20 protein-coding genes and 1 riboswitch are annotated in these 21,077 nt (G+C 69.0%); of the genes, 14 read left to right on the plus strand and 6 right to left on the minus strand.

Going from position 1 to position 21,077, the window contains the following annotated elements:
- Nucleotides 1–19 precede the first annotated feature (19 nt).
- Nucleotides 20–757: an HAD family hydrolase gene (locus ELQ94_RS07660; protein WP_127050189.1), complete on the minus strand. Its 738-nt coding sequence runs from the start codon at nucleotides 755–757 to the stop codon at nucleotides 20–22.
- 189 nt (nucleotides 758–946) lie between these two features.
- Nucleotides 947–2,062 (minus strand): mannose-1-phosphate guanylyltransferase, encoded by a 1,116-nt coding sequence (locus ELQ94_RS07665; RefSeq protein WP_127048827.1) that lies wholly within the window; start codon nucleotides 2,060–2,062, stop codon nucleotides 947–949.
- Between the two features lie 95 nt (nucleotides 2,063–2,157).
- On the opposite strand from ELQ94_RS07665, the gene ELQ94_RS07670 reads away from it, so the two are divergent.
- The 5 genes from ELQ94_RS07670 to ELQ94_RS07690 all read left to right on the plus strand — a co-directional run bounded on the left by ELQ94_RS07670 (nucleotide 2,158) and on the right by ELQ94_RS07690 (nucleotide 6,933).
- The gene (locus tag ELQ94_RS07670) at nucleotides 2,158–3,276 is read left to right on the plus strand and encodes a magnesium and cobalt transport protein CorA (RefSeq protein ID WP_127048829.1); all 1,119 of its coding nucleotides are present in this window, start codon (nucleotides 2,158–2,160) and stop codon (nucleotides 3,274–3,276) included.
- A 157-nt stretch (nucleotides 3,277–3,433) separates the two neighbouring features.
- The gene (gene sdhC, locus ELQ94_RS07675) at nucleotides 3,434–3,871 is read left to right on the plus strand and encodes a succinate dehydrogenase, cytochrome b556 subunit (RefSeq protein WP_127048831.1); all 438 of its coding nucleotides are present in this window, start codon (nucleotides 3,434–3,436) and stop codon (nucleotides 3,869–3,871) included.
- Nucleotides 3,872–3,882: 11 nt separating this feature from the next.
- On the plus strand, nucleotides 3,883–4,341 hold the full coding sequence (locus ELQ94_RS07680; RefSeq protein ID WP_127048833.1) for a succinate dehydrogenase hydrophobic membrane anchor subunit: 459 nt from the start codon (nucleotides 3,883–3,885) through the stop codon (nucleotides 4,339–4,341).
- A gap of 11 nt (nucleotides 4,342–4,352) precedes the next feature.
- Nucleotides 4,353–6,170: a succinate dehydrogenase flavoprotein subunit gene (gene sdhA / locus ELQ94_RS07685; RefSeq protein WP_127048835.1), complete on the plus strand. Its 1,818-nt coding sequence runs from the start codon at nucleotides 4,353–4,355 to the stop codon at nucleotides 6,168–6,170.
- Nucleotide 6,171: 1 nt separating this feature from the next.
- Nucleotides 6,172–6,933 carry a succinate dehydrogenase iron-sulfur subunit gene (locus ELQ94_RS07690; protein ID WP_127048837.1) on the plus strand — a complete coding sequence of 254 codons (762 nt, stop codon included), beginning with the start codon at nucleotides 6,172–6,174 and terminating at the stop codon, nucleotides 6,931–6,933.
- Nucleotides 6,934–7,017: 84 nt separating this feature from the next.
- Here ELQ94_RS07690 and ELQ94_RS07695 read toward each other — a convergent pair whose 3' ends face one another.
- A complete protein-coding gene (locus ELQ94_RS07695; protein WP_127048839.1) occupies nucleotides 7,018–7,965 on the minus strand; it encodes an FHA domain-containing protein in 948 nt (315 codons plus the stop codon).
- A 188-nt stretch (nucleotides 7,966–8,153) separates the two neighbouring features.
- Here ELQ94_RS07695 and ELQ94_RS07700 point away from each other — a divergent pair, with 188 nt between their 5' ends.
- The 4 genes from ELQ94_RS07700 (at nucleotide 8,154) to ELQ94_RS07715 (ending at nucleotide 11,874) form a co-directional block, all read left to right on the plus strand.
- Nucleotides 8,154–9,290 carry a YihY/virulence factor BrkB family protein gene (locus ELQ94_RS07700; protein ID WP_127048841.1) on the plus strand — a complete coding sequence of 379 codons (1,137 nt, stop codon included), beginning with the start codon at nucleotides 8,154–8,156 and terminating at the stop codon, nucleotides 9,288–9,290.
- A gap of 43 nt (nucleotides 9,291–9,333) precedes the next feature.
- Complete coding sequence (locus ELQ94_RS07705; protein WP_127048843.1) at nucleotides 9,334–10,182, plus strand: exodeoxyribonuclease III; 849 nt, start codon at nucleotides 9,334–9,336, stop codon at nucleotides 10,180–10,182.
- 71 nt (nucleotides 10,183–10,253) lie between these two features.
- Nucleotides 10,254–11,258, plus strand: a complete 1,005-nt coding sequence (gene trpS / locus ELQ94_RS07710) for a tryptophan--tRNA ligase (RefSeq protein WP_127048845.1) — start codon at nucleotides 10,254–10,256, stop codon at nucleotides 11,256–11,258.
- 7 nt (nucleotides 11,259–11,265) lie between these two features.
- Nucleotides 11,266–11,874, plus strand: a complete 609-nt coding sequence (locus ELQ94_RS07715; RefSeq protein ID WP_127048847.1) for a GNAT family N-acetyltransferase — start codon at nucleotides 11,266–11,268, stop codon at nucleotides 11,872–11,874.
- Between the two features lie 117 nt (nucleotides 11,875–11,991).
- Here ELQ94_RS07715 and glpK read toward each other — a convergent pair whose 3' ends face one another.
- The 3 genes from glpK to ELQ94_RS07730 all read right to left on the minus strand — a co-directional run bounded on the left by glpK (nucleotide 11,992) and on the right by ELQ94_RS07730 (nucleotide 16,191).
- A complete protein-coding gene (gene glpK, locus ELQ94_RS07720; protein WP_127048849.1) occupies nucleotides 11,992–13,506 on the minus strand; it encodes a glycerol kinase GlpK in 1,515 nt (504 codons plus the stop codon).
- Nucleotides 13,507–13,581: 75 nt separating this feature from the next.
- Entirely contained in the window at nucleotides 13,582–14,331 is a 750-nt protein-coding gene (locus ELQ94_RS07725) for an MIP/aquaporin family protein (RefSeq protein ID WP_279432480.1), read from the minus strand.
- A gap of 123 nt (nucleotides 14,332–14,454) precedes the next feature.
- Nucleotides 14,455–16,191 carry a glycerol-3-phosphate dehydrogenase/oxidase gene (locus tag ELQ94_RS07730; protein ID WP_127048851.1) on the minus strand — a complete coding sequence of 579 codons (1,737 nt, stop codon included), beginning with the start codon at nucleotides 16,189–16,191 and terminating at the stop codon, nucleotides 14,455–14,457.
- Between the two features lie 128 nt (nucleotides 16,192–16,319).
- Between ELQ94_RS07730 and ELQ94_RS07735 the strand changes: the two genes are divergently transcribed.
- From ELQ94_RS07735 to ribH, 5 genes are all read left to right on the plus strand, one after another.
- Nucleotides 16,320–17,312: a sugar-binding transcriptional regulator gene (locus ELQ94_RS07735; RefSeq protein ID WP_424976980.1), complete on the plus strand. Its 993-nt coding sequence runs from the start codon at nucleotides 16,320–16,322 to the stop codon at nucleotides 17,310–17,312.
- 75 nt (nucleotides 17,313–17,387) lie between these two features.
- Nucleotides 17,388–17,534, plus strand: a riboswitch (FMN riboswitch).
- 95 nt (nucleotides 17,535–17,629) lie between these two features.
- Nucleotides 17,630–18,652 (plus strand): bifunctional diaminohydroxyphosphoribosylaminopyrimidine deaminase/5-amino-6-(5-phosphoribosylamino)uracil reductase RibD, encoded by a 1,023-nt coding sequence (gene ribD, locus ELQ94_RS07740; protein WP_127048853.1) that lies wholly within the window; start codon nucleotides 17,630–17,632, stop codon nucleotides 18,650–18,652.
- 1 nt (nucleotide 18,653) lies between these two features.
- On the plus strand, nucleotides 18,654–19,283 hold the full coding sequence (locus tag ELQ94_RS07745) for a riboflavin synthase (protein WP_127048855.1): 630 nt from the start codon (nucleotides 18,654–18,656) through the stop codon (nucleotides 19,281–19,283).
- Nucleotides 19,280–20,563 (plus strand): 3,4-dihydroxy-2-butanone-4-phosphate synthase, encoded by a 1,284-nt coding sequence (gene ribB, locus ELQ94_RS07750; protein WP_127048857.1) that lies wholly within the window; start codon nucleotides 19,280–19,282, stop codon nucleotides 20,561–20,563. Before ELQ94_RS07745 ends, ribB begins: the two co-directional genes overlap by 4 nt.
- 43 nt (nucleotides 20,564–20,606) lie before the next feature.
- Nucleotides 20,607–21,077: a 6,7-dimethyl-8-ribityllumazine synthase gene (gene ribH / locus ELQ94_RS07755; protein WP_127048859.1), complete on the plus strand. Its 471-nt coding sequence runs from the start codon at nucleotides 20,607–20,609 to the stop codon at nucleotides 21,075–21,077.

Genomic DNA, 21,077 nt, shown 5'->3' on the forward strand with positions numbered 1-21,077 from the left:
CGGGTCGGGCGGGCGGTGATCACAGGGTCGACGGCGACGTCGCGTCGAGCATCTCGGACAGGTCGGACACCACGAGGTGCGCGCCGACGGCGAGCAGGGTCTCTGGTCCGACGCCCCGGTCGACGCCCACGACGAGACCGAAGCCCCCCGCGACGCCCGCCGCGACGCCGGACGTCGCGTCCTCGACCACGACGGTGCGGGTCGGGTCCACACCGAGACGCGCGGCCCCGAGCAGGAACATGTCGGGCGCCGGCTTGCTCGGCAGGCCCTCGACCTCGGCGACCGCCCCGTCGACGACGACCGTGAACCGGTCGCGGAGCCCGGCGGCACGGAGCACCGACTCCGCGTTCTTGGAGCTCGACACCACGGCCTTCGGCGTGCCGGCGGCCTCCAGGGCGTCGAGCATCGCGATCGACCCGGGGTAGGCCTCCACGCCGTCGCGCTCGAGGATGTCGGCGAAGACGACGTTCTTCCGGTTCCCGACGCCACAGACCGTCTCGGCCGTCACGGCGTCGTCGGGCGAACCCCATGGGAGGTCGATCCCGCGCGAGGCGAGGAGTCGCGAGACGCCCTCGTACCGCTGCATCCCGTCGAGCGAGAGGTAGTAATCCTCGTCGGTGTACGACTTCGCGATCCCCCACGCCTCGAAGAGCTCGGTGAACATGACCTTCCATGCGTGCATGTGCACGTCGGCCGTCGGGGTGAGGACGCCGTCGAGATCGAAGAGGACGGCGTCGTACGACGTGAGGTCGGGCATCGTGCCGGCGCCGCCGGACGCGGGAGGAAGGGTTGTCACGAAGGTCTCCGCTGGTCGGGGTTCAGCTGATCGGGTGAGGGTGTGCTCCGTACAGATTCGGGAGCAGCGGAGTCCACTCTCCTCAGTTGCGGGGGGATGCGCAACACGAGTCGGGCGGAGCGCTGGACCATCGCCTTAGAGGACGTCGCCTTAGAGGACGTCGCCGCGGCCGGAGAGCTTGAGGGCGTCCACCACGGACTTCACGCGCTGCGCGTTCTCCCGCGTGGTCACGAGGAGGGCGTCCGGGGTGTCCACGACGACGATGTCCTTGACCCCGATGAGGCTGATGACGCGCTCGGTCTGGGTCACGACGATGCCGCTCGAGGAGTCGGCGAGGACGCGCGCGTTCTCGCCGAGGATCGCGAGGTCGGACGGACGTCCGCCCGAGTTGATCTTCGCGAGGGAGGCGAAGTCGCCCACGTCGTCCCAGTCGAAGTGTCCGGGGATGACGGCCAGACGTCCGGCCTTCGCGGCGGGCTCGGCGACGGAGTAGTCGATCGCGACCTTGGGGAGCTCCGGCCAGATCCTGTCGACCGCGGGGCCGCGGAGCGCCGGGTCGTCCCAGACCGCGGCGAGCTCGAGGAGGCCGTCCCGCAGTCCCGGTTCCGAGCGGCCGAGCTCCTCGAGGAGGACGTCGGCCCGGCTGATGAACATGCCGGCGTTCCAGAGGTACTCGCCGGAGCGCAGGTATCGACGTGCGGTCGACAGATCGGGCTTCTCCACGAAGGAGCGCACGCGCAGCGCGTTGGGCGAGGACTCGATCCCGAGGTTCTCGCCGCTGTTGATGTACCCGAAGCCGATCGCCGGCTCGGTGGGCTGGATGCCGATCGTCGTGACGTAGCCGGCGTCGGCCGCTGCGGCCGCCTCCGCCACGGTCGAGCGGAACTGGCGCGAGCTGCGGATGACGTGGTCGGCAGCGAACGAACCGATGATGACGTCGGGCTCCCGCCGAGACAGGATCGCGGCGGCGAGGCCGATCGCCGCGGACGACTCGCGCGGCTCGCTCTCGAGCACGATGTTGTGGTCGGCGATGCCGGGCAGCTGCGCCTCGACCGCCGAGCGGTGGGCGCGACCCGTCACGACCATGATGCGATCGGCGCCGGCGAGCGGCGCGAGCCGGTCGTAGGTCGCCCGCAGGAGCGTCGTGCCGCTCCCGGTGAGATCGTGCAGGAACTTCGGCGCGTCCGCCCGGGACAGCGGCCAGAGCCGCGAACCGATACCGCCGGCGGGGATCACGCTGTAGAACCGCTCGAGAGACGTCGTCATGTGGCCACCATACCGAGAGCAGATGACGGCGTGATTTCGCGGCGGGAGCACACTGTGGGCAGGTCTACAGTGGTGTCGTCACGGAAGGGGCAGCAGTGGACGAGTCGAACACCCTCGGGATCCCCCTCCCCGACCCGAAGCGGCCCGTCGGCACACGCGGCGCCCGCCGTCTGGTCCAGGCCCCCGACGATCGCGACAGCCTCGTCGCCGCCGGTATCTACTCCGGCGGGCGAAAGGTGTCCGCGCCTGAGACCCTCGCCGAGGCGTTCTCCACCCTCAGGACGACGCCCGACGGATTCGCGTGGATCGGCCTCTATCGACCGGACGAGAACGAGGTGGGCGCGATCGCCCGCGAGTTCGGCCTGCACGCGCTCGCCGTGGAGGACGCGGTGCTCGCCCACCAGCGCCCCAAGATGGAGCGCTACGACGACGTCCTCTTCATCGTGCTGCGCGCGGCCGACTACGTGGACGAGACCGAACGGCTCGTCTTCGGCGAGCTGCACGTCTTCCTCGGGCCCAACTTCATCGTGACCCTGCGTCACGCGGAGGCGCCGCAGCTCACGGGAGTGCGCACCCGCATGGAGGGCAACCCTCAGCTGCTCGAGCTCGGCCCCCACGCCGTGCTCTATGCGATCATCGACGCGGTCGTCGACGAGTACCAGCCGGTCGTCCGGGGGCTGTCGAACGACATCGACGAGATCGAGGAGGAGGTCTTCGAGGGCGACTCGACGGTCTCCCGGCGCATCTACGAGCTCTCCCGCGAGGTCATCGCCTTCGAGCGGGCGGAGCAGCCGCTCCTCGACGTCGTCCGGCGCCTCGAGCTCGGGAGCGACAAGTACGGGGTCGCGCCCGAACTGCAACGCGGTCTGCGCGACGTCGCCGACCACCTCGTGCACGTCGATGAGAAGGTCATGGCGTTCCGTCAGCTCCTGCGCGACATCCTCACGGTCAACGGCACGCTCGTCGCCCAGCGGCAGAACGACGAGATCGCGCGCATGACCGAGACGAGCCTCAAGCAGGGCGAGGTCGTCAAGCGCATCTCGGCCTGGGCGGCGATCCTCTTCGGTCCCACGATCATCACGGGCATCTACGGTATGAACTTCGACGTGATGCCGGAACTCCACTGGACGTACGGCTACCCCTTCGCCCTCGGCCTGCTCGTGGCATCGGGCGCCGTGCTCTACGGGGTCTTCAAACGCAAGACGTGGCTGTGACCGGACGGTTCCGGCGCGCTCCGCAAGGGGCCCCGTTGTAAGGGTCGCCTAAAGGGACAATGTCGGTCCGCGCGAATACACTGGTGTTCACGCGCCGAAGTGACGCACGGGGCCCTTTCCGGCTCCGATAACCCCCGTCGAACTGGGAGGTCGTTTCGTGTCAGTGAAGACTGTCGGAACACCGGAGCAATCGAGAGAGCCCGATCTCTCCACCACTACGTCGCGCCGTCCGGCGGGCACGCTCTATCGCGGTCGCGAGGGGATGTGGTCATGGGTGCTGCACCGCATCACCGGCGTGGCCATCTTCTTCTTCCTGCTCGTGCACGTGCTCGACACGGCACTCGTCCGCGTCTCGCCCGAGGCGTACAACGCGGTCATCGGCACCTACCAGACCCCGATCATGGGGCTCGGCGAGGTCGGACTCGTCGGCGCGATCGTCTTCCACGCCTTCAACGGTCTGCGGATCATCCTCATCGACTTCTGGTCGAAGGGCACGCGCTACCAGCGCGTCATGTTCTACGTCGTGATCGGCCTGTGGGTCGTCACGATGCTCGGTTTCGTGCCACGGCACCTCATCAACGTGTTCAGCCACTGAGGGGGACGGCCATGACTTCCACCACGATCGACTCCCCCCGCACCCCGGCAGGCTCCGCGAAACGACGCGGCGTCAACTGGGAGAAGTGGGGCTGGATCTACATGCGCGTCTCCGGCGTCGTGCTCCTCGTCCTCATCTTCGGCCACCTCTTCGTCAACCTCATGGTCGGAGAGGGCGTCAAGGCCATCGACTTCGCCTTCGTCGGCGGCAAGTGGTCTGACCCGTTCTGGAAGGTCTGGGACACGCTCATGCTGTGGCTCGCGATGATCCACGGCGGCAACGGCATGCGCACGATCGTCAACGACTACGCCCGTTCGCCGCGACTTCGGAAGGTGCTCGTCGGAGCCATCGCCGCCTCGGTCGTCGTGCTCATCCTGCTCGGCACCCTCGTGGTCTTCACGTTCGACCCGTGCCCCGTCGTGCCCGCCGACCAGGCACACCTCCTCCCCTCCTTCTGCCCCGCTCCGTGACCACAGGACCTATGACGAATTCAGCAGCTCCCTCCTCCCCGTCCGAGTCGACGATCGTCGACGGCGTCCACTACCACCAGTTCGACGTCGTCATCGTGGGTGCCGGCGGCGCCGGCATGCGGGCGGCCATCGAGGCCGGACCCGGCGCGAAGACCGCCGTGATCTCGAAGCTCTACCCCACGCGTTCGCACACCGGAGCCGCCCAGGGCGGCATGGCGGCGGCTCTCGCGAACGTCGAGGAGGACACCTGGGAGTGGCACACCTTCGACACGGTCAAGGGCGGCGACTACCTCGTCGACCAGGACGCGGCGGAGATCCTCGCGAAGGAGGCCATCGACGCGGTCATCGACCTCGAGAACATGGGCCTGCCGTTCAACCGGACTCCCGAAGGCAAGATCGACCAGCGTCGCTTCGGCGGCCACACCCGCGATCACGGCAAGGCCCCGGTCCGCCGCGCGTGCTACGCCGCCGACCGCACCGGCCACATGATCCTGCAGACGCTCTTCCAGAACTGCGTCCGCCTCGGCATCAACTTCTTCAACGAGTTCTACGTGCTCGATGTCGTGATGACAGAGGTCGACGGGGTCGAGCAGCCGTCGGGCGTCGTCGCCTACGAGCTCTCCACCGGCGATCTGCACGTCTTCCAGTCGAAGGCGATCATCTTCGCCACCGGCGGCTTCGGCAAGATCTACAAGACCACGTCGAACGCCCACACCCTCACGGGAGACGGCGTCGGCATCATCTGGCGCAAGAAGCTCCCCCTCGAGGACATGGAGTTCTTCCAGTTCCACCCCACCGGCCTGGCCGGTCTCGGCATCCTCCTCACCGAGGGCGCGCGCGGCGAGGGAGCGATCCTCCGCAACGCGTCGGGCGAGCGTTTCATGGAGCGCTACGCCCCCACCATCAAGGACCTCGCACCGCGTGACATCGTCGCCCGTTGCATGGTCCAGGAGGTGGCCGAGGGCCGCGGAGCCGGTCCGCACAAGGACTACGTACTCCTCGACTGCACCCACCTCGGCGCCGAGGTGCTCGAGACGAAGCTCCCCGACATCACGGAGTTCGCGCGGACCTACCTCGGCGTGGATCCCGTCGTCGAGCCCGTGCCCGTCATGCCGACGGCGCACTACGCGATGGGCGGCATCCCCACGAACGTGGCCGCCGAGGTCCTGCGCGACAACACCACCGTCGTCCCGGGGCTCTACGCCGCGGGAGAGTGCGCGTGCGTGTCCGTGCACGGCTCGAACCGGCTCGGCACCAACTCCCTGCTCGACATCAACGTGTTCGGCAAGCGCGCCGGACGCAACGCCGTCGAGTACGTCAAGGGCGTCGACTTCACCCCGCTGCCCGAGGACCCCACCAAGGAGATCCGCGAGCTCATCGCGCAGCTGCGGTCGGCGACCGGTACCGAGCGGGTCGCCGCGCTCCGCAAGGAGCTCCAGGACAACATGGACCGCAACGCCCAGGTCTTCCGCACCGACGAGTCGCTCGCCGAGGTCACCGAGACCATCCACGGACTGCGCGAGCGCTACCTCGGCATCTCGGTGCAGGACAAGGGCAAGCGCTACAACACCGATCTCCTCGAGGCGATCGAGCTGGGCTTCCTCCTCGACCTGGCGGAGGTCGTCGTCTTCTCGGCGCGCAACCGTCAGGAGAGCCGAGGCGGCCACATGCGCGACGACTTCCCGAATCGCGACGACGAGAACTACATGAAGCACACGATGGCCTATCTGTCGGGTGACCCCCACTCCGCCGACCCGGCGGATCACATCCGGCTCGACTGGAAGCCCGTGGTCATCACCCGCTACCAGCCGATGGAGAGGAAGTACTGACATGTCGACGGCCACCCTCGATGCAGCACCGACCGACGCCGACGCGATCGAGTCGTTCACCGTTACCCTCATCATCCGCCGGTTCGACCCGGAGGTGGACGAGGAGCCGCGTTGGCAGGACTTCGACGTCGAGATGTTCGCGACGGACCGTATCCTCGACGCGCTCCACAAGATCAAGTGGGACCAGGACGGTTCTCTCACGTTCCGCCGCTCCTGCGCCCACGGCATCTGCGGCTCCGACGCGATGCGCATCAACGGACGCAACCGCCTCGCGTGCAAGACGCTGATCAAGGACCTCGACATCTCGAAGCCGATCTACGTCGAGGCCATCAAGGGGCTCCCCCTCGAGAAGGACCTCATCGTCGACATGGAGCCGTTCTTCGCCTCCTTCCGCGAGGTCCAGCCCTTCCTCCAGGCGCGCACCATGCCCGGTGCCGGCAAGGAGCGCGTGCAGTCGGTCGCCGACCGCGCCCGCTTCGACGACACCACCAAGTGCATCCTGTGCGCCGCGTGCACCTCGTCGTGCCCCGTGTTCTGGACCGACGGCCAGTACTTCGGACCGGCCGCGATCGTGAACGCGCACCGCTTCATCTTCGACTCCCGTGACGACGAGGCCAAGGTCCGCCTCGACATCCTGGGAGGCAAGGACGGTGTCTGGCGCTGCCGGACCACCTTCAACTGCACCGAGGCCTGCCCCCGCGGCATCCAGGTGACGCAGGCGATCGCCGAGGTCAAGTCGGCCATCATGCGCGGCACCGCCTGATCTCTTTCCACCCCCTGAAGATCCCCTCTGTGCTCGAATTATCGGGCACAGAGGGGATTTTCGGTGCAGTGAGAGAGGAGGGGGCTAGTGGCCGGCGGCGATCGGCTGGCCCGGCATGATCTCGATGACGTTGCCGTCGCCGATGTCGATGAAGGTGCCGGCCGGCACGACGAGGGACTGACCGGCGGCGAGCCGCTGCCAACTCGCCCCAGGGACGATGAGGGACGTTCCGTTCGTCGACTTCAGGTCGGTGACGACCACGTTGTCCCCCAGCTGCTCGACCTCCACGTGCGTCGCCGAGACGGACTTCGTGGACGACTGCACGACCACGACACGGCCGCCGGCCGGCGGCCTCTTCGGATTGCGACCGAAGTAGTGGGGCACATCGAGCGCGAAGGGTTGGCTGCCGTTCAACCGGTACCCGAAGAGCAGGCTCCGCGGGCCCTCCGCGGGGGCGAGGGGAGCCGGCTCGTCGAGATCACGAGGGCGGGGAAGGTCGGACCGCAGCACGGTGTGACCGTCGTGGGCGACGTCGACCGCCGACATCGACCCGGTGCGCGGCTGGGTGAGTCGCTCGTCCGCGAACACCATGTCGAGCCGGGCGGCGCGCACGACACCCTCGGCGAGCGGGAGCGCGGGGGCGTGGATCTGGGCGGGATCGCCGAGGGAGAGATGGGTCACGGCATCCAGACTCGTACGGAACCAGGGGCTCCCCTCGGCGACGATCCGACGTCGTGCGCCCGAGGCCAGCACGTCCAGTCCGGCCCCCGCGTGCACGAAGAGGGTGAGGGCCGTCGCCCCGTCGTCGGGCAGCCCGATGACGGCGAACGGCAGGGCGGCACCGGATACCTCGGCCGGTACGTCGCGCAGCACGCGATCGACCGACGCGTCCTCCGCCGAGGCGACGGCCCACAGCTTGTGGATCAGCGCGGTGTCCGGGGCGGAGTTCAGTGCGAGGACGATCCGCCTCGTGACGAGCAGGACCCAGTCGGGGCTCTCCGTCGACGCGGAGTAGCGGATGCTGGGGTTCACGGACTCACCTCGGACGACGACGGACGGGGGGCCGGCGTTCGGACGGTTCGTCCGCGAACACGTTCGCCCTCGTTCATTCTGTCAGAACACCCCCCGTATGCGGGTATCCCGCTGGACGAACAGCCGCGAGACGCACGATCGCCGCATCCGTCGCTCGTCTCCTCACGCGCGTCGGTAGGCTTCTGCCCATGAGTGAACGGAACGAGTCCGAGTCGACCGACGCGGCTGCTCCGACACTCGTCCAGCGCATCACGTCACTCGTCGAGCGGGTGATGAAGCTCAAGCCGGTTCGTGTCCTGACCCGCTTCACGGAACGCGACGGCGACCTGCTCTCGGCCGGCATGAGCTTCCAGTCCGTCTTCGCCGTCTTCGCCGCGATCTTCGTCGGCTTCGCCATCGCGGGACTATGGCTGCGGTCGAGCCCCGACGTGCTCGACGCCGTGGTCGACATCATCAACGGCTACGTCCCCGGGCTCATCGGGGGCTCGGACGACGACGGCATCATCTCGCGCGATGCCCTCGCGAGCGCGAGCGTCATCAACTGGGCTGGGGCCATCGCCCTCGTCGGGCTGCTCTGGACGGCGATCGGGTGGCTCGGCTTCATGCGGCAGGCCGTCCGCGCCATCTTCGGCGCACCGCCCATCACGCGCCTGTTCGTACTGCAGAAGGCCATCGACCTCGGCCTCGCGTTCGGTTTCGGCGTCCTCCTCATCGCCGGCGGTCTCGCCTCCGTCGTGAGCACAGCGGCGCTCGACTGGGTCGTCGGGATCCTGAATCTCGACGAGAACTCCGTGCCGGTCGTCGCGGGTGTGCGCGCCGTGAGCCTCGTCATCTCGGTCCTCGTGAACATCGTGGCGCTGTCCCTCATGTTCCGCGTCCTGTCCTCCATCCCCATCCCCCCGAGGTTCCTCCTCCTGGGAGCGGGGATGGGCAGCATCGCTCTCGCGGCTCTCAGCGTCGTGAGTGGGCTGATCCTCGGCGGCGCCGGCCGCAATCCGCTGCTCGCGACCTTCGCCGTCTTCATCGGTCTGCTCCTCTGGTTCGCGATCGTCTGGCGCGTGGTGCTCCTCTGCGCGGCATGGATCGCCGTGAGCCTCGACGATCGCGGCGTCGTCGTGACGCACTACACGCCCGAACAGCAGGAGCGCCGTGAGCGGGAGGCCCGTCGGATCGTCGCCGCCGCGGCGCTCGAGGCCGCGCGCGCGGACCTCGACGGCGCGACGGGTCCCATCGGCCGGTTCCGTGCCCGACGGGCGCTGCAACGCGCCGAGGACGAGGACGCCGCCGCCCGGGTGGCGGAGAAGGAGCCGATCGCCGTCGGATGACGACCGCAGCGGCGGTGTCGGCGGCCGCCCCTAAACTGGAGGCATGCCCGCTCGTCCCCTCCGCGTCGTCTCCGTCAACGTCAACGGCATCCGTGCCGCCTACCGCAAGGGCATGGGCGACTGGCTGGCCGGCCGGGACGTCGACATCCTGGCGATGCAGGAGGTCCGGGCGTCGACGGAGGACATCGAGGGCCTGCTCGGCCCCGAGTGGACCGTCCTCCACGATGCGGCCACGGCGAAGGGTCGCGCCGGTGTCGCTCTCGCGAGCCGCCGCGCCGCAACGGTCCACCGCGTGGACTTCGGAGCCGACGACTTCGACAGCGCCGGCCGGTGGCTCGAGGCCGACTACGACGTGGACGGCACCCCGATAACGGTCGTGTCCACCTACGTGCACTCCGGCGAGGTGGGCACCCCGAAGCAGGTCGAGAAGTACAAATTCCTCGACGCGATGACGCAGCGCCTGCCGGAGCTCCGCGCGCACAACGAGTACGCGCTCGTCGTCGGCGACCTCAACGTGGGTCACCGCGAGCTCGACATCAAGAACTGGAAGGGCAATCGCAAGAACGCCGGCTTCCTACCCGACGAGCGCGCCTACTTCGACCGCTTCTTCGGCGCCGAGGGCGAGCAGATCACGGGCGTCGACGGCAGCGTCGGCCCTGGACACGGCTGGGTCGACGTCGGTCGCGTCCACGCCGGCGAGGTCGAGGGTCCGTACACGTGGTGGTCGCAGCGCGGCAAGGCGTTCGACACCGACACCGGCTGGCGACTCGACTACCACATGGCCTCCCCCGCCCTCGCCGCCACCGTCACGTCGTACGAGATCGACCGGGCCTCGGCCTGGGACACACGATGGTCCGACCACGCCCCCGTGGTCGTCGACTACGCGATCTGACCACCCACCTCTCCCCCTCCCACCCATCGGGTCGGCACGACACCGCCGCCGGCCCTTCGCGAAGGACCATCATGACCTCGCCCCGTCTCTACTCCGGAATGCAGCCGTCCGCCGACTCCCTCCAGATCGGCAACTACATCGGAGCCCTCCTGCAGTGGCGCGACCTGCAGAGCAGCCACGACGCGTTCTTCTCCGTCGTCGACCTCCACGCCCTCACGCAGCCCAACGACGCGGCCGAGCTGCGGGACAAGACCCGCCGGACCGCGGCCCAGTACATCGCGGCGGGCATCGAGCCGGAGAAGTCGACGCTCTACGTGCAGTCGCACGTGCGCGCGCACGCCGAACTCGCGTGGATCCTCAACACCATCACCGGGTTCGGCGAGGCCGGGCGCATGACGCAGTTCAAGGACAAGTCGGCCCGCTACGGAGCCGACACCACCTCGGTCGGCCTCTTCGCGTACCCCGTACTCATGGCCGCCGACATCCTGCTCTACCAGACGAACGTCGTGCCCGTCGGGGACGATCAGCGTCAGCACATCGAGCTCACGCGCGACCTGGCGGAGCGGTTCAACTCCCGCTACGGCGCGACCTTCACGATCCCCGAGGCGATGGTGCAGAAGGAGACCGCGCGCATCTACGACCTCCAGAACCCCACGTCGAAGATGTCGAAGTCGTCGGAGTCGCACGCCGGCGTGCTGTGGATGCTCGACGAGCCCGGTGTGACCCGCAAGAAGATCATGCGCGCCGTGACCGACGACGAGGGCTCCGTGCGGTTCGACCGGGAGTCGAAGCCGGGTGTGTCGAACCTCCTCACGATCCACTCGGCCCTGTCCGGGACATCGATCGCGGCACTCGAGGACGAGTTCGCGGGGTCGGGCTACGGCGATTTCAAGAAGTCCCTCGCCGAGGTCGTGCTGTCCGAGTTCGAACCCGTGAGGGCGCGCGCGCTCGAGCTGCTCGACGATCCGGCCGAGCTCGATCGGATCCTGTCGGTCAACGCGGCGAAGGCCGACGCCGTCGCCGACGCGACGCTCTCCGACGTGTACGACCGCGTCGGTCTCCTGCGGCGGCGGTGACGGCGCCGTGACCGAACCCGTCGTCCTCCGCACCGCACGCCTCGAGCTGTCCGCGCCCGTCGCGGACGACGTCGACGCGATCACTGCCGCGTGCCAGGATCCGGCCATCCAACGATGGACGACCGTACCCTCGCCCTACACGCGCGAGGACGCCGAGAACTTCGTGAACTCCTACGTCACCGCCGGTTGGGCCGCGGGAACGGCGCGCACGTGGGCCGTCCGCCGCCGGCGTGTCGATGTCGATGTCCATGTCGATGGACTCGAGCTCGTCGGGATGGTCGGCTTGGAAGGCATCCACGAGGGCGCGGGCGAGATCGGCTACTGGCTCGCGCCGGCGGCACGCGGCGATGGCCTCATGCCGGAAGCCGTCGCCGCGGTGATCGATTACGGATTCTCCCTCGACGGCCCCGCTCTCGCGCGCATCGTCTGGCGCGCCCTCGCGGGCAACGTCCCGTCGGCGTCGGTCGCACGACGAGCCGGCCTCCGATTCGAGGGCACCCGTCGGCTCGGGGCTGTCGACCGCACGCGCCGGGCGGACGAGTGGACGGCGGCCATCCTCGAGACCGACGATCGATCTCCCGCCGACGGCTGGCCCGCTGAGACGCTCGGCTCCTGAGCCCGCCGACCCGACACCGGACATCGCGACCCGCCGGCATCGGCACAGACGACGAACCGCCGGGGCCCTCGAGAAGAGGACCCCGGCGGTCGATGTCCAGCCGGTGAGCTGGAGGCGTCAGTCGACGTCCTCGTCCACCCAGTCGAAGGTCTTCGTGACGGCCTTCTTCCAGCTGCGGTACAGCTTGTCGCGCTGCTCGGACGGCATCTGGGGCTCCCAGCGCTTGTCCTCCTGCCAGTTCTTCGCGCAGTCGGCGAGGTCGGACCAGAACCCGACCGCGAGGCCGGCTGCGTAGGCGGCACCGAGGGCGGTGGTCTCCGCGACGACCGGGCGCACGACGGGAACGCCGAGCATGTCCGCCTGGAACTGCATGAGCGTGTCGTTGGCGGTCATGCCGCCGTCGACCTTGAGCTCGGTGAGGGGCACGCCGGAGTCGGCGTTGACCGCGTCGATGACCTCGGCGGTCTGGTAGGCCGTCGACTCGAGAGCGGCGCGGGCGATGTGGTTCTTGTTCACGTAGCGCGTGAGGCCCACGAGGGCTCCGCGGGCGTCGGGACGCCAGTACGGCGCGAACAGGCCGGAGAACGCGGGGACGAAGTACGCTCCACCGTTGTCCTCGACCTTCTTCGCGAGCGCCTCGATGTCGGGAGCCTGCGCGAACATGCCGAGGTTGTCACGGAGCCACTGCACGAGCGAGCCCGTGACGGCGATGGATCCCTCGAGCGCGTAGTGCGGCTTCGCGTCGCCCAGCTTGTAGCCGAGCGTCGTGAGCAGGCCGTTCTCCGAGTGCACGATCTCTTCACCCGTGTTGAAGATGATGAAGTTACCCGTGCCGTAGGTGTTCTTCGCCTCGCCGGTCTCGAATGCGGCCTGTCCGAAGGTGGCGGCCTGCTGGTCGCCGAGGATGCCCGCGATCGGGACCTCACGGAGGAGGCTGTGCGTGGATGCCGTGCCGTAGACCTCGCTCGAGGACTTGATCTCGGGGAGCATCGACTTCGGCACGCCGAAGATGTCGAGGATCTCCTCGTCCCACTGCAGGGTCTCGAGATCCATGAACAGCGTGCGGCTCGCGTTGGTCACGTCGGTGACGTGCACGCCGCCGTCCGTGCCGCCCGTGAGGTTCCAGAGGACCCACGAGTCGGTGGTGCCGAACAGCAGGTCGCCGGCCTCTGCCTTCTCGCGTGCGCCCTCGACGTTCTCGAGGATCCAGACGATCTTCGTGCCCGAGAAGTACGTGGCGAGCGGGAGCCCGACCGTCTTCTTGAAGCGCTCGACGCCGCCGTCCTTGGCGAGTCGGTCGACGATCGACTGTGTGCGGGTGTCCTGCCAGACGATGGCGTTGTAGACGGGCTCTCCGGTGGTCTTGTCCCAGACCACGGCGGTCTCGCGCTGGTTCGTGATACCGATCGCGGCGATGTCGTGGCGGGTGATGTTCGCCTTGGACAGGGCCTGGCCGATCACCTCGCGGGTGTTGTTCCAGATCTCCTTGGGGTCGTGCTCGACCCAGCCGGCCTTGGGGAAGATCTGCTCGTGCTCGAGCTGGCCGGTGCTGACGATCGAGCCCGACTTGTCGAAGACGATGGCACGCGACGAGGTCGTGCCCTGGTCGATGGCGATGACGTATTGCGCCATGGGTTAACTCCTTTGTTGGGGACAGCGTGGAACGAGGTGCGGGTGCGACGACCGAGGTCGCCGCACCCGCGGGGATCACATGATGGGGAGGAGGAGACCGGAAGCGGCACCGGCGAGCACACCGCCGACGAGCGGACCGACGATCGGGACCCACGCGTAGGACCAGTCGCTCGAGCCCTTGCCCTTGATGGGCAGGAGCGCGTGCATGATGCGGGGGCCGAGGTCACGAGCGGGGTTGATCGCGTAGCCGGTCGGTCCACCGAGGGACGCACCGATACCGACCACGAGCAGGGCGACGGGAACGGCACCGAGCGCGGCGAGACCGGCAGGAGTGCCGACCTCGGCGTCGCCGACACGGCCGAAGCCGATGACCACGAACACGAGCACGAACGTCGCGATGATCTCCGTGACGAGGTTCCAGCCGTAGTTGCGGATGGCGGGGCCGGTCGCGAAGACGCCGAGCTTGGCGCCCGCGTCCTCTTCCGCGTCGAGGTGCTGCTTGAAGGCGAGCCACACGAAGAAGGCACCGATGAGGGCACCGACCATCTGAGCGCCCCAGTAGACGAGGGCCTGCACGAAGGTGATGTCACCGGTGGTGAGGAGACCGATCGTGACCGCCGGGTTGAGGTGCGCACCCGACGAGTAGGAGACCGTCACACCGGCGAAGACCGCGAGGCCCCAACCGAAGTTGATGAGCAGCCAGCCGCCGCCGAGGCCCTTCGATTTCGCCAGGATGGCCGTGGCGACGACACCTCCACCGAGGAGGAGGAGCATCGCCGTACCGACGACTTCGCTCAGGAAGATTGTTGCCAGAGGAGTGTCCACATTGACCTTCTTTCAGGTGCGCCGGCCGGGTCCATCCCGAGCGTCGGCAGCGTGCTTTGTCAACCCACCTGAAACGTAGCGTCAGGCGGGGGTCCCGACAAGAGCCGTCGGTCCCGCTGTCGGTCAGCGGACCCGGTCGGACTCCCGTCGCGACGTCGCGTCGAGATCCACACCGTGACGCTCGATGAGGAGCGCAGCCATGCGCTCCACCTCCGCCTCCCGCGTGGACTCGTCCCATCCGAGGACACCGGCGGTGATCTCGGCGAGTTCGTCGATCGCTGCGCGGGACGCGCGACCGGTGAACGCGATGCTCGTGCGCCGCAAGAGGAGGTCGTCGAGGTGTACGACCTGCTCGGTGCGGACGATGTGCGCGATCTCCTCGCGGCTGTATGACGGCACCGTCTCGAGCGGCTGCTCGTCGGCCTCGTCGGCGAGCGCGATGAACGCGTCGGCCCGGGTCCCGTAGCGCTCGAGGAGCTCGTCGACCCGCTCGCTCGAGAGGGCATCGGCACGGGAGCTCACCCACACACGGCGCGCCGCCGGCGTCGTCGGGTAGTCACGGCCACCACCGATCGGGAGCGTCGTGGTGGACACGGTGCGCTCGCGACCGAGCTTGCCGAGGACCTCGTTGGCGAGGTGCTCGCCGAGGGCGCGGAACGTCGTCCACTTGCCTCCGACGAGGCTGAGCACCGGGGTGCCGGCGAGGTCACCCTCGACGATGCGGTAGTCACGAGACACGAAGCCGGGGGCCGTGTCTCCGTGCCCGGGGAGGGGACGGATGCCGGAGAAGCGGTAGACGATCTGCGAGCGGTCGACGGCGACATCCGGGAAGACGTGCTTGACGAGGTCGAAGAAGTAGTCGACCTCCTCCTCGGTGCAGACGGCGGGTTGCGTCGGGTCGGCCTCGAGGTCGGTGGTGCCGACCATGACCATGCCCTTGAGCGGGTAGATGAGGACGATGCGGCCGTCCTCGTGCTCGAAGAAGATCTCGCGCCCACCTGTCGCTTCGAGAAGCTCCGGGTGGTCGAGCACGATGTGCGAGCCCTTGGTCCCACCCATGTACGACGTGGGCTTGCCGAGCCCGGCGTTCGTCAGGTCGGTCCAGGGACCGCTCGCGTTAACGACGACGTCGGCGGTGAAGGGGAAGGTCTCCCCGGTCTCCTCGTCACGGAGCACGATCGCTCCGTTCTCGGATCCGACCACCGAGAGACGGTTCGCGGCGCGAGCGTTCGAGCTGCTCTCGACACCGTCACGCAGGACGTCGAGGGCGAGGCGCTCCGGGTCGTGCATCGATGCGTCGTAGTAGGTGGAGGTGTACTTGAGCCCGGCGTTGAGGCGGGGCAGCTCCTCGAGCGACCGCTTGCGACCGAGGAAGCGGTGGCGGGGCACGGTGCCGCCGTCGCGGGAGAAGGAGTCGTACAGCACCATTCCCACCTTGATGAGGGCGGCGCCGCGTTCGGTGGGCTTGCCTGCCTTGTGCGTGAGGAAACGCAGCGGCGCGGAGAGGATGCCGGAGAACGTCGAGTAGATGGGGATCGTGGTGCGCAGGGGCTTCACGTAGTGGGGAGCCGTCTTGATCAGGCGGTTGCGCTCCTGAACGGATTCACGCACGAGGCGGAACTCGCCGTTCTCGAGGTAGCGGACGCCGCCGTGGATCATGTGAGACGAGGCCGACGACGCGCCGGAGACGAAGTCGTCGCGCTCGACGAGGACGACGTCGATGCCCTGGAGAGCGAGGTCCCGGAAGGTGGCGATGCCGTTGATGCCGGCGCCGATGACGAGGACCTGAGCGTTCGGACGCTCGGCGATTGCCGACACGGTGGGGCGGCGCTCGGATGACTGGGGGGTAGGACGAACCACGTTGTGCTCCTTGCAGCTGGGCGGACACGCGTGCGTTCGGATGCCGCTCGTGCCCTCCAACGATCATCCGGCGTACACTCACGTATGTTCAAGTCGGTTGCACAAACGTGCAAAGGAATGGAGGGCTCGTGGAGGATCCGGGGACGCTGACCTCGCGGACACGCGACGCGTTGACCGCCGCGCAGCTCTACTACCTGCAGGACCTCACGATGGAGGCGATCGCCTCCGAGCTCCACACCTCGAGGTCCTCCGTCTCCCGATTGCTCAGTCACGCCCGGGAAACCGGGCTCGTGGACATCCGCGTGCACTCCCCCTTCGACATTCCACGCCAGCTCGAGGACGACATCGCCCGACTCTTCGGGATCGTCGCGCACGTCGTCCCCGTCCCCGATCAGACGGGCGACGCCGACAGGCTCGAGCGGGTCGCTGTCTCCGCTGCACGAATTCTCGGCACGTTCTTCGACTCCAACATGTCGATGGGGATCGCGTGGGGCTCCACGATGAGTGCGATCTCTCGGCACCTCGTGCCCAAAGCGACCCAGAACTCCACCATCGTGCAGCTCAACGGCGCGGCCAACCCCCGCACCACAGGCATCCTCTACGCGAGCGAGATCCTCGAACGGTACGGCTCGGCCTACGGCGCCCACGTGCAGCAGTTCCCCGTCCCGGCCTTCTTCGATGACCCCGAGACGAAGGCGGCCCTCTGGCGCGAGCGCAGTATCGCGCGCCTCGTCGCGATGCAGCGCGAACTCGACATCGCGGTCTTCGGCCTCGGCTCCCCGTTCGCGGGGGTGCCGAGCCACGTGTACATCGGCGGCTACCTCGACGCGGCCGACTTCGCGAGCCTGTCGGAATCCGGAGTCGTCGGTGACGTCGCGACCGTGTTCTACCGGGAGGACGGGAGCGAGGACGGCGTCGCCCTCAACGCGCGTTCGTCAGGGCCCGGCATCTCCGTGCTCCGGGGTATCGCTCGACGCGTGTGCGTCGTGGCCGGCATCTCCAAGATCCCGAGCCTCAAGGGCGCGCTCGCCGCCGGAGTCGTGACGGACCTGATCGTCGACTCGGCCACGGCGCGTCGACTGGTCGACGAGACCCTCGCCGAACGGGCACCGGCCTCCTGACCGCGGCGGTCATCTGACGCAACGTCGCGATGCCGCTGGACCCGCTGCCAGCGCGGTGACCTACGATGTCAGGAGACACGTGCTCCGGGGTCGGTGAGAGTCCGAACCGGCGGTGATAGTCCGCGACCCGCTTCGGCGGTTGAGCCGGTGGAATTCCGGCACCGACGGTTATGGGTCGATCCTCAGGGATCGGCTCGAGTCCGGATGGAAGGCAGCACGACGGTCGTCGGTGATCCGGCGACCGTTGTCGGCGATGCCCGACGGCATCGCACGGCACCCCGGGGTCCGTCTCGCAGAGAGATCGGACGGAGCGGGCTATGCGGGCGAACGAGCGGATCGACGCCGCGATGACGCGCGCCTTCGAGCTCGCGGACCTCGGCCCCGCGCGCGGGGTGAACCCTCGGGTCGGCTGCGTCATCCTCGGCCGCGACGGGCGCGTGATCGCCGAGGGCCACCACCGCGGATCGGGCACGGCGCACGCAGAGGTCGACGCCCTGTCGCGGCTCCCCGCCGGTGCCGCCGCGGGGGCGACCGCCGTCGTCACCCTGGAACCCTGCAACCACACGGGCCGGACGGGGCCATGCTCCGAGGCGCTCATCGCCGCCGGTATCGCCCGCGTGGTCTTCGCGGTCGACGACCCGGGCAACTCCTCGGGAGGTGGCGGCGAACGCCTGCGGGCGGCGGGGATCGAGGTCGAGCGCGGGTTCCGCCGCGAGGAGGGCGAGATCTTCCTCGACGACTGGCTCACCGCCGCGCGTCTCGGTCGCCCCCGCATCATCGTGAAGTGGGCGTCGACCCTCGACGGCCGGGTCGCCGCGACGGACGGATCCAGCCGGTGGATCACGGGATCGGCCGCGCGAGCCGACGTGCACCGTCGCCGCTCCCTCGTCGACGCCATCGGGGTGGGAACGGGAACGGTGCTCGCGGACGACCCGGCGCTCACCGCGCGGGACGGCGACCGGCTGGCCGAGTATCAGCCGATCCCCGTGGTTTTCGGGCGCACCGCCGTGCCCCCGGGCGCCCGCGTGCGCGCACATCCCCGCGGTCTCCTCACGTCCCCGGGCAACGCCCTCGTCGGGGAGTTCTCCGCGCTGCATACGCGAGGTATCCGCTCCCTCCTCATCGAGGGCGGACCACGCTTCGCGAGCGCGGTCATCGCGACGGGCCTCGTCGACGAGGTCCACGTCTACCTCGCTCCCCTCCTTCTCGGCGGTCCCCGCACCGCCCTCACCGACATCGGCGCGGCCACACTCGCCGACGGGCTCCGCCTCGACGTGCGTGAGACCGTCTCCCTCGGTGCCGATCTCCTCCTCATCGCCGTTCCGAAAGGACGTCACTGACATGTTCACGGGAATCATCGAAGAACTCGGCGAGATCGTCGCCGTCGACCGCGTCGCCGACGCCGCGCGCCTCACCGTGCGCGGGCCCCTCGCCGTCACGGGAGCGCGCATCGGCGACTCCATCGCCGTGAGCGGGGTGTGTCTCACCGTCGTGACCTCCGGCGACGAGAGCTTCACCGCCGATGTGATGGCGCAGACGCTCGCGATGTCCAGTCTCGACACCGCGGCGGCCGGCCGCCGGGTCAACCTCGAGCGGGCCGCGCAGGTAGGCGACCGCCTGGGCGGCCACATCGTGCAAGGGCACGTCGACGGCACGGCGGCGCTCCTGTCCGTCACGGAGGGCTCCGCCTGGCGCGTCCTGCGCTTCTCCCTCCCCGCATCCCTCGCACCCCTCGTCGTGGACAAGGGATCCATCGCCGTCGACGGCGTCTCCCTCACCGTCAGTTCCCTCTCCGGCCCTGACGACTCCGAACACTGGTTCGAGGTCTCGCTCATTCCCGAGACCCTCGCGGTGACGAGTCTCGGATCCCTCGGGATCGGCGACGTCGTCAACATCGAGACCGACATCCTCGCGCGTCACGTGGAGCGCATGCTCGCGTTCCGGACGCAGTCCGAAAGGCACGCATCATGACCCTCGCCACGATCCCCGACGCGCTCGACGCCCTCCGTGCCGGCAAGCCCGTCCTCGTCGCCGACGACGAAGGGCGGGAGAACGAGGGCGACGCCATCATGGCCGCGCAGTTCGCGACGCGCGAGTGGCTCGCCTGGATCGTCCGCCACTCGAGCGGCTACGTCTGCGCCCCCATGACGAGTGCCACCGCTGACCGCCTGGAGCTGCCGCCCATGGTCGAGCGCAGCGAGGACCCGCGTGGGACGGCCTACACGGTCTCGGTCGACGCGGCCGACCGCGTCACGACCGGCATCAGCGCCCACGATCGGGCGCACACCCTACGCACCCTCGCGGACCCCGCTTCCGGACCGTCGTCCGTCATCCGACCGGGTCACGTCCTGCCGCTCCGCGCGGTCGACGGCGGCGTCCGCGTCCGACCGGGTCACACCGAGGCGGCCGTGGATCTGTTGACGCTCGCCGGGCTCGAGCCTGTCGGTGTCATCGCCGAACTCGTCGAGGACGACGGCGACATGATGCGGTTGCCGGCGCTCATCGAGCTCGGGCGGAGCGCGGACCTGCCCGTCATCACGATCGCCGACCTCGTCGAATTCCTCGACGCGAACCCCGACGCGGCCGGGGCCTGCGACCGGACCGGCGACGAGGCGCCGGCGGAATCGGCCGTGCGCTTCGAGGTGGAGACGACGATCCCCACCACCCACGGGACCTTCCGCGTGCGCGCCTACCGTGACCGCGAGACGGGTGCCGACCATGTCGCGATCATCTCGGGGCAGCCCACCGACGGCGCCATCGTCCGCGTGCACTCCGAGTGCCTCACCGGCGAGGCGTTCGGCTCCCTCAAATGCGAGTGCGGCCCGCAGCTCACGGCCGCGCTCGACGAGATCGACCGATCGGGCGGAATCGTCATCTACCTCCGCGGCCACGAGGGTCGCGGGATCGGTCTCGTCAATAAGCTGCGTGCGTACAGGCTCCAGGAGGACGGGCTCGACACGCTCGACGCCAACCTCGCCCTGGGGCTGCCGGCCGATGCGCGCAGCTACACCGCAGCGACCGCGATCCTCGAGGAGCTCGGGATCTCGTCCGTCCGCCTGCTCACGAACAACCCCGAGAAGGTACGGCAGCTCGTCTCCCGCGGGATCGCCGTCTCGGAACGCGTGCCGCTCGTCGTGGGCGTCGGCGAGATCGCTGCGGCCTACCTCGACACCAAGCGCGACCGCATGGGCCACCAGCTCGACCGGGTCATCCCCGTCTCCGAGCCGGCCGACCGCGGCGAGCGCCGCTGACCCCGTCCCACCCCACGAATCGTCACGAACGGAAGGCCATCCCATGAGCGGTGCAGGATCCCCCGACCTCCAGGTCGACGGCAGCGGACTCGATGTCGTCATCGTCGCAGGCCTCTGGCACGAGACCATCAGCGAGGCCCTCATCGCCGGGGCCTCGGCGGCGCTCGACGATGCCGGGGCGAGCTACCGGCTCGTCCGGGTGCCCGGGAGCTTCGAACTCCCCGTCGTCGCCAAGGCCGCACTCGAGGCGGGGGCGGACGCCGTCGTCGCGCTCGGCGTGATCATCCGCGGCGGGACGCCCCACTTCGAATACGTCTCCGCCGCCGCGACCGACGGTCTCACGCGGGTCGCGCTCGACACGGGCAAGCCCGTGGGCTTCGGTCTGCTCACCCTCGACGACGAGCAGCAGGGTCTCGATCGGTCGGGGCTCCCCGGTTCGAAGGAGGACAAGGGACGCGAGGCGGCGGAAGCGGCCGTCGTCACCGCAGTCGCGCTCCGGGCACTGCGGAGCTGA

The sequence above is a fragment of the Labedella endophytica genome (assembly GCF_003990045.1).
In the GTDB taxonomy this organism is placed as follows: Bacteria; Actinomycetota; Actinomycetes; order Actinomycetales; family Microbacteriaceae; genus Labedella; species Labedella endophytica.

Excerpts from the sequence above, each read along its gene's own strand:
- ELQ94_RS07660 (WP_127050189.1), bottom strand. The coding sequence starts at position 757 with ATGCCCGACCTCACGTCGTACGACGCCGTCCTCTTCGATCTCGACGGC.
- ELQ94_RS07665 (WP_127048827.1), bottom strand. The coding sequence starts at position 2,062 with ATGACGACGTCTCTCGAGCGGTTCTACAGCGTGATCCCCGCCGGCGGT.
- ELQ94_RS07680 (WP_127048833.1), top strand. The coding sequence starts at position 3,883 with ATGACTTCCACCACGATCGACTCCCCCCGCACCCCGGCAGGCTCCGCG.
- sdhA (WP_127048835.1), top strand. The coding sequence starts at position 4,353 with ATGACGAATTCAGCAGCTCCCTCCTCCCCGTCCGAGTCGACGATCGTC.
- ELQ94_RS07690 (WP_127048837.1), top strand. The coding sequence starts at position 6,172 with ATGTCGACGGCCACCCTCGATGCAGCACCGACCGACGCCGACGCGATC.
- ELQ94_RS07700 (WP_127048841.1), top strand. The coding sequence starts at position 8,154 with ATGAGTGAACGGAACGAGTCCGAGTCGACCGACGCGGCTGCTCCGACA.
- ELQ94_RS07705 (WP_127048843.1), top strand. The coding sequence starts at position 9,334 with ATGCCCGCTCGTCCCCTCCGCGTCGTCTCCGTCAACGTCAACGGCATC.
- trpS (WP_127048845.1), top strand. The coding sequence starts at position 10,254 with ATGACCTCGCCCCGTCTCTACTCCGGAATGCAGCCGTCCGCCGACTCC.
- glpK (WP_127048849.1), bottom strand. The coding sequence starts at position 13,506 with ATGGCGCAATACGTCATCGCCATCGACCAGGGCACGACCTCGTCGCGT.
- ribD (WP_127048853.1), top strand. The coding sequence starts at position 17,630 with ATGCGGGCGAACGAGCGGATCGACGCCGCGATGACGCGCGCCTTCGAG.
- ELQ94_RS07745 (WP_127048855.1), top strand. The coding sequence starts at position 18,654 with ATGTTCACGGGAATCATCGAAGAACTCGGCGAGATCGTCGCCGTCGAC.
- ribB (WP_127048857.1), top strand. The coding sequence starts at position 19,280 with ATGACCCTCGCCACGATCCCCGACGCGCTCGACGCCCTCCGTGCCGGC.
- ribH (WP_127048859.1), top strand. The coding sequence starts at position 20,607 with ATGAGCGGTGCAGGATCCCCCGACCTCCAGGTCGACGGCAGCGGACTC.